The organism is Variovorax sp. P1_H12_2 (genome assembly GCF_056405335.1).
Genome location: NZ_JBFUCI010000139.1, coordinates 1 through 14,189, shown reverse-complemented (window position 1 = coordinate 14,189; position 14,189 = coordinate 1). Strand labels below are relative to the sequence as shown.

Annotated in this window: 12 protein-coding genes and 3 pseudogenes; 1 reads left to right on the top strand and 14 read right to left on the bottom strand. The window is 65.5% G+C overall.

The window, feature by feature from the left end:
- A partial coding sequence (locus AC1D2K_RS15805) for an FCD domain-containing protein (protein ID WP_478089779.1) occupies nucleotides 1-426 on the top strand: 426 nt, incomplete at its 5' end.
- Nucleotides 427-449: 23 nt separating this feature from the next.
- Here AC1D2K_RS15805 and AC1D2K_RS15800 read toward each other — a convergent pair.
- The 14 genes and pseudogenes from AC1D2K_RS15800 to AC1D2K_RS15735 all read right to left on the bottom strand — a co-directional run.
- Nucleotides 450-1,259 (bottom strand): NAD(P)-dependent oxidoreductase, encoded by an 810-nt coding sequence (locus AC1D2K_RS15800; protein ID WP_478089778.1) that lies wholly within the window; start codon nucleotides 1,257-1,259, stop codon nucleotides 450-452.
- A 198-nt stretch (nucleotides 1,260-1,457) separates the two neighbouring features.
- Nucleotides 1,458-2,234 (bottom strand): SDR family NAD(P)-dependent oxidoreductase, encoded by a 777-nt coding sequence (locus tag AC1D2K_RS15795; RefSeq protein WP_478089777.1) that lies wholly within the window; start codon nucleotides 2,232-2,234, stop codon nucleotides 1,458-1,460.
- 127 nt (nucleotides 2,235-2,361) lie between these two features.
- Complete coding sequence (gene panE, locus AC1D2K_RS15790; RefSeq protein WP_478089776.1) at nucleotides 2,362-3,303, bottom strand: 2-dehydropantoate 2-reductase; 942 nt, start codon at nucleotides 3,301-3,303, stop codon at nucleotides 2,362-2,364.
- A 21-nt stretch (nucleotides 3,304-3,324) separates the two neighbouring features.
- Nucleotides 3,325-4,713 carry an MmgE/PrpD family protein gene (locus AC1D2K_RS15785; RefSeq protein ID WP_478089775.1) on the bottom strand — a complete coding sequence of 463 codons (1,389 nt, stop codon included), beginning with the start codon at nucleotides 4,711-4,713 and terminating at the stop codon, nucleotides 3,325-3,327.
- A gap of 10 nt (nucleotides 4,714-4,723) precedes the next feature.
- Nucleotides 4,724-5,899, bottom strand: a complete 1,176-nt coding sequence (locus AC1D2K_RS15780) for a CaiB/BaiF CoA transferase family protein (RefSeq protein WP_478089774.1) — start codon at nucleotides 5,897-5,899, stop codon at nucleotides 4,724-4,726.
- A gap of 16 nt (nucleotides 5,900-5,915) precedes the next feature.
- The gene (locus tag AC1D2K_RS15775; protein ID WP_478089773.1) at nucleotides 5,916-6,785 is read right to left on the bottom strand and encodes an HTD2 family dehydratase; all 870 of its coding nucleotides are present in this window, start codon (nucleotides 6,783-6,785) and stop codon (nucleotides 5,916-5,918) included.
- A gap of 32 nt (nucleotides 6,786-6,817) precedes the next feature.
- Complete coding sequence (locus tag AC1D2K_RS15770) at nucleotides 6,818-7,897, bottom strand: maleylacetate reductase (protein ID WP_478089772.1); 1,080 nt, start codon at nucleotides 7,895-7,897, stop codon at nucleotides 6,818-6,820.
- 6 nt (nucleotides 7,898-7,903) lie between these two features.
- The gene (locus tag AC1D2K_RS15765; protein ID WP_478089771.1) at nucleotides 7,904-8,743 is read right to left on the bottom strand and encodes an intradiol ring-cleavage dioxygenase; all 840 of its coding nucleotides are present in this window, start codon (nucleotides 8,741-8,743) and stop codon (nucleotides 7,904-7,906) included.
- Between the two features lie 42 nt (nucleotides 8,744-8,785).
- Nucleotides 8,786-9,980 (bottom strand): annotated as a pseudogene (pcaF, locus tag AC1D2K_RS15760) (3-oxoadipyl-CoA thiolase).
- A gap of 24 nt (nucleotides 9,981-10,004) precedes the next feature.
- Nucleotides 10,005-10,646 (bottom strand): annotated as a pseudogene (locus AC1D2K_RS15755) (3-oxoacid CoA-transferase subunit B); the annotation flags it as partial.
- A pseudogene (locus AC1D2K_RS15750) lies at nucleotides 10,643-11,353 on the bottom strand (3-oxoacid CoA-transferase subunit A). The pseudogenes AC1D2K_RS15755 and AC1D2K_RS15750, both read right to left, overlap by 4 nt.
- 90 nt (nucleotides 11,354-11,443) lie before the next feature.
- Complete coding sequence (locus AC1D2K_RS15745; protein WP_478089770.1) at nucleotides 11,444-12,142, bottom strand: alpha/beta fold hydrolase; 699 nt, start codon at nucleotides 12,140-12,142, stop codon at nucleotides 11,444-11,446.
- A 126-nt stretch (nucleotides 12,143-12,268) separates the two neighbouring features.
- On the bottom strand, nucleotides 12,269-13,468 hold the full coding sequence (locus AC1D2K_RS15740; protein WP_478089769.1) for an FAD-dependent oxidoreductase: 1,200 nt from the start codon (nucleotides 13,466-13,468) through the stop codon (nucleotides 12,269-12,271).
- Between the two features lie 141 nt (nucleotides 13,469-13,609).
- Nucleotides 13,610-14,189 (bottom strand): MmyB family transcriptional regulator (locus AC1D2K_RS15735; protein WP_478089768.1); only part of this gene is annotated, 580 nt, incomplete at its 5' end.

The following is a 14,189-nucleotide window of genomic DNA, read 5'->3' as shown; positions in this document are numbered from 1 at the left end:
CGTGGGGATGTCGAATGGGAGACGCGCGTCCTAAGCAGCTTTCATCGCCTGTCCCGCATTGACCTGCCTACGTCGCTTGAAGAGCATGTTGTCTGGTCGCACGCGCACCGCCAGTTTCATGAAGCACTGATCTCAGGCTGTGGGTCCAATTGGACGATGCGCCTTTGCGGACTTCTGTACGACAAGTCGGAGCGCTATCGCAACCTGGCCGCGGTCCGAACCACCCGCGAACGCGCCCGCGAAGCGACGGACGAGCACACGCGCTTGATGCAGTTGGCCATGGCGAGAGATCCGAATGGGGCGTGTGATCTCATCGCTCAGCATTTCCGTGAAACCACGAACACCGTCCTAGCAGAAAGTTTCGAGATCAGCGGGTCATCCACGTCGTCTCGAGGAACTCCAGCAGTGAGGCACCTGCCGGCATGACGGCTGCTCAAAAGGCCGACAACTCAGCTACGCGACCTGTCACCCCGGAGCGAGCCTTCGATGTAGACCAGAACTCCCGGCGCCATCACGATGCGTGCGCCGGCGTCGACACGGAACAAACACTGCCGGTCGCGCAAGCCTGAGTTTTCTGGTATGCACCACCCACCTCGCCGAGCTACGCGAGAATGCTCAGTAGCCAACCGTGGTTCGCGAGCGATGCAACGTCGGTGCAACGATCTCGTCGACAAAGGCAAGCGCAAAGTCGGCACCTGAGATGTACGACTTGCCTTCATCACCGACCACGAGCAGATCGCCCCCTTGCGGTAGTGACCGAGCGCTTGTCCCGGGTTGGAGCTGCCGTAGCCTGCTGCCGGCGTGATGGCAACCCAGTTGAGCTCTGCGGGAGCCTCGTCGCGCAACCAGTCGAATACGCTGGCACAAGGAGCCGCTTCGGCCTTGTACGCTGAAGGGAACTCGGGCGTGTCGATCAGGCGTAGGCCCCCTGGAGCGACCAACGCGCTGCCCGCACCGTTGACATGACCCCAGCGCGACTTCCCGGCGATCACTGCTTTGGCCAGTGCGGGGAGGTGCTCGCTCAGCACCCCATCGGCAGCGCGCATCGCGACCACCACGACGTCGTGTTCGGCCGCAAGCTTGGTTAGCAGCGCATCGTCGGTGACGCTGCCGCGCACATAGGCCACGCCTGGGAGTGCATCCTTCGGTGCAGTTCGCGAGACGGCGGTAACTGCGAGTCCGCGTCGCGTGGCTTCGCGGGCAAGGTTTTGACCCGTGTACCCCGTGCCTCCGAGAATGGCGATTTTCTGGTTCGACATGATGTGGTCCTTTCTGAAGCTTTCCTGGTTGGGAACGGCCCGGAGGCCGAGTTGGTCTTTTCGCGAACAGCCAGCCGCTGCGATTCAGCCAGTACATGCGCGCCCTCTATGCATCGGGCGACAAAGATCGTCTTGTAAGGCACCTGGATCGCAATAGCGGGCGGCGTCCGTTGCCATGGCGCGACCCTCTCATCCGGATTACTTCGCCAACCGGCCACCATTGATGCCAAAATCGGAGCCGGTCACCCAGGTCGCCTCATCCGAGGCGAGGTAGACCGCAGCCCACGCGATGTCGTCCGGCTGGCCAATCCTGCCTGCTGGCAGTGACGCGAGGATGGCCTCCCTGTCCGCACCAACCACCTGACCGGGCGAATGGGTGGTTGCTTCGGTCTCCACCAGGCCGGGTGAGATCGTGTTCGCCCGAATGCCTTTGGATCCGCCTTCCACGGCGAGGGCACGGGTCATCGAGAGCACGGCGCCTTTGCCCGCGGCGTGCGCAATCCACCCGGGGCGACCATTCATCCGGTGGGCGATGGTGGAGGCGAAGTTGATGATCGAAGCCTTCCCCGACCTCTCCAGCAGCGGCCAGGCGTAGTGGCAGGCGAGAAAGACCAGGTCAACTTCTCCGGCAATGGTCGCGCGCCACTGCGTCTCGAAGTCCATCTGCTCCACCGGCGCGAGGCGCGGCGGGATGGCACCGGCGTTCACGAGCACATCGGCCCTGCCGTACTTCGCATCGGCCTGTGCCATCCACTGTCGGACCTGCGCGGGCTGGGTGAGATCGATCGGCAAAAGCGCCTCGATCGGGGTGCCGGCCTGCGCCGCCTGCCGCACCGTGGCCTCGGCCCCCGCCGCATTGATGTCGGTGCCGAAGACCGTCGCGCCTTCCGCCGCAAAGCGAAGCGCGATGCCCTTGCCGATGCCAGCGGCGATGCCGGTGACAAGGGCGACTTTACCCTTCAGTCGATCAGCCATGACCCTGCATCTCCTTCTTTCTCTTTGCGCCCCGCGTCATTTCTTCCACACGAAGTGATCCGAGCGAATCCATCGTGGACCTGAGGCTTGGCTCGCGACCTTCGAGAGTACGAAGCAGTGCCGTGCTTCAGGTCGAAGCCGCCCTCTCCCCCGCCCGGCGCGCCTCGTAGGCCTTCAAGTGCGCGTGGGCCACACGCAGCAGCGACAGACCTTGCGGCGCGCCACCCTGGCCGCGCTGCAGCAAGTCACCGATGATGTGGTCGGCCTCGGTCGGGGCGCTCCGTTCGATGTCCTTGAGCATCGACGCGGTGATCGGCGAGCCGCTGGCCGTCAACGCCGCGCGGGAGCGGGTCACCGCTTCAGGCCGCACCGCATGGCCATTGCGTTCGGCGACATCCATGCACTCGTTCAGCAGCGCGTTGGCCAGGTCAGTGGCGCCGGCGTTCACGACGTCGCCGATGGCCGCACGCATCAGGCAAGTCAGGCCGGCGACGCTGGCGATGAACACCCACTTCTCCCACATGTCCTGCAGGATGGTGGTGCTGACGCGGGCGTCGAACGCAGCGCCGGCGAAGGCCCTTTCCAGCGCCAGGATGCGCGGCGACCGGCTGCCGTCCTGTTCGCCATAGGCCAGCGCATGGGTGTCGTTGAAGTGCCGCACGATGCCGTCTGCATCGAGACCGGCATTGATCATGCAGTAGCCGCCCAGCACTTGGGATTGGCCGAAGCGGGCGGCCAGCCGATCCAGATGGCGCATGCCGTTGAGCAAGGGCAGCACCATGGTGCCCGACCCCACCGCTGGCGCGACCGCGTCCATGGTGGGCTCCAGGTCGTAGGCCTTCCAGCCCAGCAGCACCACGTCAAATGGCGCGGTGATATGCCCGGCCAGCACGTGGGGTGGCACCGGCAGTTGCAGATCGCCCCTGGGGCTCTTCACCACCAGCCCCGTCTGCGCCAGCTGCGCCACGCGGCGCGGCCGCAAGAGGAAGGTCACGTCGCAGCCAGCGGCCAGCAGGCGCGCCCCGAAATAGCCACCGAGCGCGCCCGCACCCACGATCAGAAAACGCATGGCTCGTCCTCTCTCGAAACGTCAGCTTCTCATCTTCAGTGCGTCGAGCACAGCCGTGACGTTCGGTGCCTGGTCGAGCCCCTCCACCGCCGAGATGAGCGCGTCGGCCCAGGCCGGGTCGATCGGATCGATGAGGGCGTGCACCTTGGCAACCACCTCGGCATGGGTCATCGGCTGCACGGCAGAACCTTTGGCGAGCGTCGGGTTCCCGGCGGGCACGGCGATCGTCGTGCCATCGGTGAGCTCGATGTTCAACCGCGGGCCGTCTTCCAGACCGATCGAACTGTCGACATCGAAGGTGATGCGATCGAACACGCTGCGCACCTCGGGTTCGCCAAGGCGTGGCGGCTCGAACTGGTCCAGTCCGGCCTGGCCGCTGACCAGGGCGATACTCACCGCATAGGGCAGGCTGAACTGGGCATCGAAGACGGTCTCGATCGGAAAGACCGAGACCATGTCGTAGGCCGTCTGCCCCGCCGTGATGCCGAAGCGCTTGACCTTGTCGGCCCGCAGGCCGTGGCTGTCCATCAGCCCCAGCACCGTGTCGATCGTCGAGTGGCAACCCCGGCAACAGGCGTAGGGCTTGAGGTAGGAAGAGGCGACATTGAGGTTGACGCCCAGGCCCTCCAGCGCCTTCTCCCGGAATCCGACGCCGCCGTTGTAGGTGGTGAAGAGTCCCCCGAACTGCGACTCGAAGATCCGATGCGGGCCAGTGATGCCGCCCCGGGCGAGCAGCGCCGCGTCCACGCCGGTCTCGCAGGCCTTGCCCGGGTGCAGGCGCTTGGTCATCGCGCCGTCGTCGATGAAGGCCCACACCCCTCCGGTGAAGGAGCCCGCGATGCCCAGCGCATTGGTGAACTGGCCGGCGTCCAGCCCCAGTACCTTGGCCGCGCCTGCCGCAGCGCCGAGGCTGCCCATCGTGCCCGACGAGTGCCAACCCCGGCCGGTGTGCACCGCGAAGCCCCCGACGGCCAGCAGCGAGCGGTATCCGACGTCGTAGCCGGCGATGGTCGCCAGCAGGAAGTCCCGCCCGGAGGAGCCCGCCAGCTCAGCGACTGCAAGGGCCGCCGGAAGCACCGTCGCGCCTGCATGTCCCGAACCACCGCCGTCATCGAAGTCACGAGCGTGTGCCGATGTGCCGTTCGCGAGCGCGGCCTGCGCCAGCGGCAGCCGGTGCGATGTGCCCCACACGGCCGCCCCGGCTCGGGCCCCATTCGCGTCCGTGAGGGCGCGGATGACGCTGGCGGCTTCCGATGTGCGGGCTCCTACGAGGGCGACGGCGAGCGTGTCGAGCACGTGGTCCTTGATGCCGGCGATGTCCGCCGCGGGGATGTCAGCCCAGGTCAGCCCCGACCAGAGTTTGGCGAAGTGCTCGGTCAGGGTGCCGATGCTGTCGGTGTCGTGTGCCATAGGCCCTCCTTCAAGATGCCGGTGAGGGGGTTGACCGGCCACCAGCGGTGTGTCCGATCTCTCGAAGAATGGCCTCGGTGTGCTCTCCCAACCGAGGAACCGCTCCCATTCGTGCTTCCCAGCGATTGCTGCGCCCCGGCGGCAGGAGCGCGGGAATCTCCCCCGCCGGRCTGCCGACGACACGCCAGCGTTCGCGGGCCCGCAACTGGGGATGCTCCCACAGGGCCGCCATGTCGTTGACCGACGCATTGGCGATGCCCGCCCTGTCGAGGCGTTCGAGCACCTCGGCGCGGCTCAGTGACTTGAACTTGCCGAGAATCACCGCGTCCAGCGCCTGCCGGTTCGCACTGCGCCGCGCATTGCTGTCGAAGCGCTCGTCCCGGGCCAGCGGCTCGTCGTCGAGCACCTGCGCACAGAAGGCGCTCCATTCCCGCTCGTTCTGCAGGCCCAGCATCACCGTGCCGCCGTCCCCGGTGGCGAACGGGCCATAGGGGTAGATGCTGGCATGGGAAGCGCCGGCCCGCATCGGCGGCGCAGCGCCATCAAACGCGTAGTACAGCGGATAGCCCATCCATTCGGTCAGCGCTTCCAGCATGGACAAGTCGATGTGCGCCCCCTCGCCGGTCTTGTTCCGCAGCAACAGGGCGGCGAGGATGTTGCTGTAGGCGTACATGCCGGCGGCGATATCGGCAATCGAGTTGCCAGCCTTGCTGGGCGTGCCAGGCGTGCCGGTGATGGAAAGAAAGCCTGCCTCGCTCTGGATCAGCAGGTCATAGGCCTTCTTGTCGCGGTAGGGGCCGTCGTCGCCGTAGCCCGAGATGTCGCAGACGATGAGACGGGGGTGCGCGGCGTGCAGCGAGGCATAATCGAGCCCCATTCGCGCCGTGGCACCCGGGGCCAGGTTCTGCACCAGCACGTCGGCCCGGCCCACCAGGGCCTTCAGGGCCGCCAGGTCCTTCGGGTCCTTGAGGTCCAGGGCCAGGCTTTCCTTGCTGCGATTGGTCCAGACGAAATGCGATGCCTCGCCGCGCACCCGGTGGTCGTACGCGCGGGCGAAGTCGCCCGTCCCGGGCCTCTCGACCTTGATGACGCGCGCACCCAGGTCCGCGAGTTGGCGCGTGCAGAAAGGTGCAGCGATGGCGTGCTCGAGGGACACGACCGTGATGTCTTGCAATGGCAATGGCATGGGGTCTCTCCAACGTTCAGGTGAGGGTCGCGGTGGCCTGCATGGTCAGCCAGCCGTCGTGATCCGCTGCCCACAGAGAGACCGTGCGTCCATCCGCCGACGGCGCGCCATTCAGGCTGAACGCCTTCCCGTCGAAGGTGGGGCGAACCGCCTTGAACTGGAAGCTGGCAATGTCCCGACCCGGCGCCTGCCGCCGTACGAGATCGATCAGCAGCGTGGCGATGAGCGGTCCGTGCACCACCAGCCCGGGGTAGCCCTCGACCTGAGTGACGTACTCGCGGTCGTAGTGGATGCGATGTCCGTTGAAGGTCAGGGCCGAGTAGCGGAACAGGAGCACATCGTCCGGTTCGACCTGGCGCTGCCATGGAGCACCCGTCTCGGCTTGTGTGGGTGCGGGCTCCACATCGCCAGGGCGCTTCGCGTCGCGATAGACGATGTCATGGAACTCGGTGATCGCCTTCTCCGAGCGACCCGCGCGAAAGAGTTCATGGCGCACCTTCACGAACACCAGCCGACCGGTGCGCCCTTCCTTAACCGCTACGTCGTCGATCGTCGACACGCGTCGGACCGGGTCACCGACGCTCAGCGGCGAATGGAACTCGAACTGGCTGCCCGCCCACATCCGGCGCTGCAGCGGCACCGGTGGCAGGAAGCCACCGCGGCGAGCATGGCCGTCCGGCCCCAGTTCGCTCTGACGGTGGGCGGGCAGAAAGTACAGCCAATGCCACAGCAGAGGAAGCGGCATTCCAGCGGTGATATCCAAGTCAGGGTAGTCCAAGGTCGCGTTGAGCGCCCGCACCGGGGCACGCGTGATCTCGTCATCGAGAGTCTCGCTCCTTCCGATCCATTGGCGCAGATGCGAAAGATCTGTGGTTGTATCGCTCATGTACTTCGGTTCCTAATAAAAATCTGCGCCGCTCAAAGAGCCGCCGTACTCGGCCGGGCACCCTCGAAAGCATGCTGAAGCAGTTGACGGATTTCCTCGCGCTGGGCCACTGCAAACGGCCTGGGATTCCAGTACGGGTTGCTGACCGCGATGTCTGCAGCCCGGTCCAGGTCTTTCTCCGCCATTCCGATGTCGCGCAGGGCCACCGGGGCGCCGTTGTTCAGAGCGAGATCGAACAGCCCTTGTGCAGCGTTCGTCGTTCCCAGCGCTCGGGCGATGCGAAGCATCGCCTGGGGCGCCGCCTGCGCGTTGAAGGCCATCGCATGCGGCAGCACCACCGTGTGCACCTCCGCATGGGGCAGGTTGAAGCTGCCGCCCAGCGTATGGCACAGCTTGTGGTGCAGCGCCATGCCTACGTTGCCGAGCACCGTGCCGCACAGCCAGGCGCCGTACAGCGCGTCGCCCCGAGCCTCCACGTTTGCACCATCGGCACGGATTCCCGGTATCGCCTGCGCCAGCGCACGAATCCCCTCCTCGGCCATCAGATCCATCACGGGATTGCTGTCCTGCGCATACAGGCCCTCGGCCGCATGCGCGATGGCGTTCATGGCACTGGTCACGCTCAACGCCACCGGCAGGCTGAGCGTGAGCTCGGGGTCGTAGATCACCGTGCGCGGCAGCACGCGCGGATCGCGCCCGGTCTTCTTCAGGCCCGCCTCGGTGATGCCGTAGATGGGCGTCATCTCGCTGCCGGCGTAGGTCGTGGGAATGGCCAGAATGGGCAAGGCGGACTCCATGGCGATCGCCTTGCCCAGGCCCGTGGTGGAGCCGCCGCCGATGGCGATCGCACAGTCCGCGCCCAGGCGGCGCGCCTCGTCCCTGGCTTCGCGCGCGGTTTCGATGGGGACGTGCATCACCGCGTGCGGGAAGAGGCCCGCGACCCGCGTGCCCAGCCGGTCGGCCACCTGTTGCGCCTGTGCCTGCTGCTCGGGGGTGGACAGCACCAAGGCCCGGCGTGCACCCAGTAGATCGATCTCGCGCTCGAGGTGGCGCAGCGCGCCCGCACCGAAAACGACGCGCGAGGGCTGGCCATGAAAGACGAAGTCCCGCATGGCGACTCAATCCTTCGCCGGTGCCGGATTGAGCACGAAGTCGTATTCCACCAGGTAGGTGCCGTCAGACTGTTGCCTCCAGTCCGCGATCAGCGACTGCCGGACGCCGAACACCGCATCGGAGTCCAGATATTGGTCATCGCTGCGGAACACGTGCGTGATCAGCGTCTCGTAGCCCGGCGCCTTGATCAGGAAGTGCAGGTGGGCCGGCCGCCACGGATGCCGGCCCGTGGCTTCGAGCAGCTTGCCCACGGGCCCGTCGTGCGGGATGGCGTAGGGCACAGCCAGGATGGACTTGAACCAGTACTGCCCGTCACCGTTCGAGTGCACGATGCCTCGGGCCTGGGCATGATCGATCTCGCTGTGCTGCACGTCGTACAGCMCATCCTCGTCCGACTGCCAGACGTCGATGTGCGCGTTGGCGACCACCTCGCCATCAATACCACGCACGGTGCCTCGCACCAGGCAGGGTATGCCACGCGCGCCATTGGAGATGTCCGCACCCAGCTCGTAGTGGGGAGCGCCTTCGACATGGAAGGGGCCAAAGACGGTCGCCTCGGTGCAGCCCTTGGGTTTGTCGTTGTTCTGCGCCACCGTCAGCATCGACAGTCCCAGCACGTCAGACAGCAGAATGAACTCCTGACGCTTGTCGTCGGTGATGTGGCCGCATCGCGTCAAAAACTCGATCCCCTGGAACCACTCTTCCTCCGTCAGCTCCACTTCTCGAGCGAAGTCGTGCAGGTGCTGCACCAGGCTGGTCATGATCCTCTTCAGCCGCGGATTCGTGGTATTGGCGTGACGCGCGAGCACGGCTTGCGTGATCGTGTTCTGGTCCAGATTTCGCATGGTTGTCCTCTATGGTCTGTCCGAAGAATGCGAGCTTTCGGCTCACACCCGCTCCAGGATCACGGCAATGCCCTGACCGACGCYGATGCACATCGTGCACAGCGCGTAGCGGCCGCCGCTTGCGTGCAGCTGGCTGACCGCCGTCGTCGCCAACCGCGCCCCACTGGCACCCAGCGGATGCCCCAGGGCGATGGCACCCCCGTTGGGGTTGACGCGTGGATCGTCATCGGCCAAGCCCAGATCGCGCAGCACCGCTAGACCTTGCGCCGCGAACGCCTCGTTCAGCTCGATCACGTCGAGCTGCGCCAAGGACAGGCCCGTGAGTTCCAGCACCTTGCGCGTGGCCGGCGCCGGTCCAATGCCCATGATGCGTGGCGGTACGCCGGCGGTCGCCATCCCAACCACACGCGCGCGCGGCGTCAGTCCGTGGCGGGCCGCGGCCTGTTCGCTGGCCAGCAGCAGAGCGCAGGCGCCATCGTTCACACCGCTGGAGTTGCCTGCTGTCACGGTTCCATCCGGCCTTCTTGAGCTTGGCGAGGGCGTCCAGGCTGGTCTCGCGCGGATGCTCGTCCCGGTCCACCGTGACGGGCACGCCCCTCTTCTGCTGGACAACAACCGGCGTGATATCGCCGGCAAAAAATCCGGTCGACCATGCGGCGGCTGCGTTGCTCTGGCTGGCTTGGGCCATGCGGTCCTGAGCCGCGCGCTCGATCTTGAAGCCAAGGGCCACCGCTTCAGCCGTCTCGGGCATGGAGTCGACGCCGTAGCGCTCCGCCATCAACGGATTGACAAAGCGCCAGCCGATCGTGGTGTCGTACACCGCAGTGCTGCGGCTGAAGAGACTCTCCGCCTTGGGAATGACAAAGGGAGCCCGGCTCATGCTCTCCACACCGCCCGCGATCATGATTTCTGCCTCGCCGGCGCGTATGGCACGTGCCGCCGATCCGACGGCATCCAACCCCGATCCGCAAAGCCGGTTGGCCGTGCTCCCCGGCACCTCCAGCGGCAGACCGGCGAGCAACGCGCTCATGCGCGCGATGTTGCGGTTGTCCTCGCCGGCCTGATTGGCGCAGCCGTAGATCACGTCGGTGACCGCCGCCCAGTCCACCCGCCGGTTGCGCTCCATCAACGCCTTGATCGGCACCGCTCCGAGGTCGTCTGCACGCACGCCGCTTAGCGCACCGCCGTATCGGCCGAACGGCGTGCGAAGTGCGTCGCAAATGTAGGCATGCCTCATGGCGCCTCCCCCTGTGGGCCGCGCCGGGCGAACAGGCAGTCCCACCAGGCGCTCGAGCTCGGCGAGGTCCAGTCCGGCGACCAAGTCGATCAGCTGCAGCCCTTCGGGCTTGCATTCGAGGGTGGCCAGGTCGGAGTAGAACCGCTTGACGCAGCCGATGCCCGTCAACGGATAGGTACAGCGCTCGACCACCTTGCTCTGTCCCTGCTTGGTGAGCAGGTCCATCATCACCCAGGTTTGCTTGGCGCCGATAGCGAGGTCCATCGCGCCGCCCACGGCCGGGATGCTGCCGGGCTCGCCCGTGCTCCAGTTGGCCAGGTCGCCCGTGGCCGAGACCTGGAAGGCCCCGAGCACGCAGATGTCGAGGTGGCCTCCGCGCATCATGCCGAAGCAGTCGGCGTGGTGGAAGAACGCGCCACCGGCGAGTAGCGTCACCGGCTGCTTGCCAGCGTTGATCAGGTCGTAGTCCTCCAGTCCCGCGGCCGGCGCCGGGCCCATGCCCAGGATGCCGTTCTCGCTGTGCAGGATCACCTCGATTCCCGGTGGCAGGTGGTTGGCCACCAGCGTAGGCTGGCCGATGCCGAGATTGACGTAGGCGCCGTCGTGGGTGTCTTGCGCCACGCGTTTCGCGAGCTCGTCCTTGGTTCTGCGGGTGTAGGTGCTCATGCGGCCTCCTTGAAGCCGCCGGCCTGCGTGGCCACGCGCGGAATCTGCACGAGGGCACTCACGTGGATGCCCGGGGTGACGATGGTCTCGGGGTCGAGCGTGCCGAGCTCGGCGATCTCGCACACGCTGGCCACGGTGCGCTTCGCGGCGGTGGCCATCACCGGGCCGAAGTTGCGCGGCCTTGCGGCAGGTGAGGTTGCCCCAGCGGTCGCCGCGCTCGGCCTTGATGAGCGCCACGTCGCCGTGGATCGGGTACTCCAACAAATAGGGCCGGCCGTTGATGACGCGCGTTTCCTTGGGCGAACCATCGGCGTTCATCGCGAGTTCGGTGCCGAAACCGGTGGGCGTGAAGAAGGCACCCGCGCCCGCGGCGCGCAGCCTCTCGGCCAGGTTGCCCTGCGGCACCAGTTCGAGTTCAAGCTGCCCGCTTCGGTACAGGCCGTCGAACACATGGCTGTCGGCCTGGCGCGGGAAGCTGCAGATGATCTTGCGCACGCGCCCGGCCTTGAGCAGCGCGGCCAGGCCGTGGTCGCCGTTGCCGGCGTTGTTGTTCACCACGGTGAGGTCGCGCGCGCCTTGCTCGATCAGGCCGTCGATGAGTTCGTTGGGAATGCCGGCAGTGCCGAAGCCGCCGATCAGCACGGTCGATCCATCGCGAAAATGCCTGAAAGTGCGTCGCCGACGGTCATCGCAATCTTGTCGATCATCCGAGGCTCCTGACAACTCCGACCAACGCCAGCGCCTCAGCCGGCCGACCGCGCCCGCTGTGCCCACGCACCAGGTTCAGCGGCAAACGATCAGGCTCCACCCTGTACCCGCCTTGAAAGCCAGTCGCGCAGGCTTGCCGCCACCATCTCCGGAACCTCGACGGTCGAGAGGTGCCCGCACGGGAAGATGTCCAGCTCCGCGCCTGGGACAGCTCGCGCGATCTCATTGGCCAGGCTTGGCGCTGAAATGCGGTCCTCGTCGCCCGCGATCACGAGCGTCGGCACCGCGATTTGCCGCAACTCACCGCGTCGATCACGACGAGCCAGCACGGCCCGCTGCTGCCGCAAGTAGCCATCTCGGCCCAGCGTGCGAACCATGGCCGCAGCGATAGGCACGATGTCCGCCTTGCCCGCGGCGACGGTTTCCGCGAGCTTGTCCGCGACGGTCTCAAACAGGCCTCGCTTGGCGTCTTCCAGCAAAGCGGTGGATCGCTGCACCTGAAGCTCGGATGCGGGCCTCGCATTGGTGTTCAGAAGCGCGAGACCCGCCAGGCGGGGATCCCCGCGCAGCGCGACTTCGAGTGCCACATACCCGCCCATCGAAATGCCGGCGATCGCGAATCGGGCAGGAGCCTGCGCCAGGATCTCGTCTGCGAACTCAGTGAGGGACTCGCCACTGCAGCGGGCGACGAGGGGCTCGACGACGTCGGAAAGCCGGTCGATGACGGGCTGCCATAGGCGGCTGTCGGACGCCATTCCAGGAACGAAGATAACCGGTAGCTTGCTCAAGAGATGTCTCCATGTGATGCCCAGGCCTGGACCCCCAGCGGCTCACCGTCGGTGAACGGCAGGCGACCTCCAGAGGTGATGGCCTGGACCGGAAAGAAAAGCTCCAAACGACGTCGCAGCGCGGTGCTACCTGAGCGGAGCCAGCGGCTCGGAGCTCATCCGGGACGTCAACATCAAGCGTTCTACCAGCGCGGCCTTGTCGGCGCCAAGCTTTCGGAGCTTCGCCATGTCGGCCGCACGCTGCACCGGATCGCTGGTGTCGAAGATGATGCGCTTGTTCTCGGTTGCCGCCGGGGAGACGACCTCCAGGAAGACGCGGCGACGGTCCTCCGCATACTTGTCAAGCACCTCGTCGCCCGCACGACCTTGAGCCACGGCGGCGAGAGCCTTGTAAAGCGCGTATACATCGAACAACCCACCGACGAGGCCGTAGCCACCGCTGGGATTAGTGGCGTGTGCTGCGTCGCCCGCGAGCAGCACCCGTCCCACCCGAAACTTCGTGGCCACTCGCTGATGCATGCGATAGGGTGAGTAGGCGTCCAGCTTGTAATCCTTCGCCTGTGGCACGATCACCTCCAAGAACTTCTTCATGCGCTCCGGGATGCTCTCCTCGGGCAACTCCAAGTCCTCGCTGTAGGTGCACCGCCAGAGATCGTTTCGATCCAGCTTGGCGATGATGGCCCCATAGGTGGAATCGATCAGGAACGTCGATCGCGCAAAGCCGTACTTGGAAAAGTCGAGGTAGAGATTCGCAGCGACAAAGCGCTTCGGCCAGGTGATGCCTTCGAACTCCAGCCCCAGCTTGGTTCGAACCATGCTGCCGGCACCATCGGCGCCCACAAGCCAGCCACTGCGGAATTCGAGTTCTCCGGCGGGGCCCACCGCTTGCACCACCACGCCTTCGGCATCCTGCTTGATGTCATTGACGTTGACGCCCCAGTGAACCTTCACGTTCGGATAGGCAGCGAGTTTGCGAAGCGCAATCTCCGCGAGCCGATCCTGACCGAGGTGAAGGTTGTAAGGGAACTTCGCTCGCCCTTCCAACACGTCCAGGCTGTATTCGATTCGCTCGCCGGTCGCGAACTCGATGTAGCAGTAGTCCTGTTTCGAGAAGCCAACCTGAAGGGCATCTTCCAGCAAGCCCAACTCCGACAGTCCCTCGAGGCAAGACCAGTGGTACACGATCGCTCGCGGTGAAGCGATGATGCTCTTGCCTCGCTCCAACACATTGACGGCAATCCCGGACTTGGCCAATCCGAGCGCAGTGATGAGCCCGACGGGGCCAGCGCCGACAACGGTGACGGTCTCTGCAAGAGCCATGGTCATTTTTCCTCGATTCGTTGGGATGACCCTTATTCTGCAAAGTTATGTCTTCTGGAAAAATGACCTGAGCACAGAACAGATGTTCCGGGATTGAATGAATGAGGTTTCTCGGCGCGATCTCCCAGGCCTCACTCAGGACGTGCGCTAGCCAAACATCGAGGTGATCGCGCGGTGGGATTCCTCGTTGACAGGCAGGTAGACCACCACCGTGACACCAGGGACGAGCTCGGGGCGAAGTGGCACGCGATCGAGCTTGAACCGCCCTCCCACGGGATGATTGATCTCCAACGGATACGGTGCTGCTTCGGTGATGCGATACCGCCCCCACAGTTCTCCGAACTCCCGGCTCTTCGCCTGCAGCTCGCGCACCAGCTCCGACGATTGCTCGTCCTCCGGATTGCGACTGCGATCATCCCGAAAGCGCGCAACGACTTGTTCGACGATCAAGTCGTAGTTTTCGGTTATCGACCGATAGCCTGGTTCCAAGAACAGCATCCTGAGCACATTGCGGCGCTCGGGAACCACGGAAAAACCCCAAATCTTGCCGTAGGGTGCGTTGCTGGCCAGGATGTCCCAGCGAGTATTCCGGATGTACGCTGGCCGATCGTGCAACGAGTTGATCATGTCGATCAGCGAGTTTGGAACGGCCGTGACGACCTTCTCGACCAAATGGGTCTGCGGACGGGCCAGCCGGAACAAGTACGCATGTTGATCCGGGTTCAGA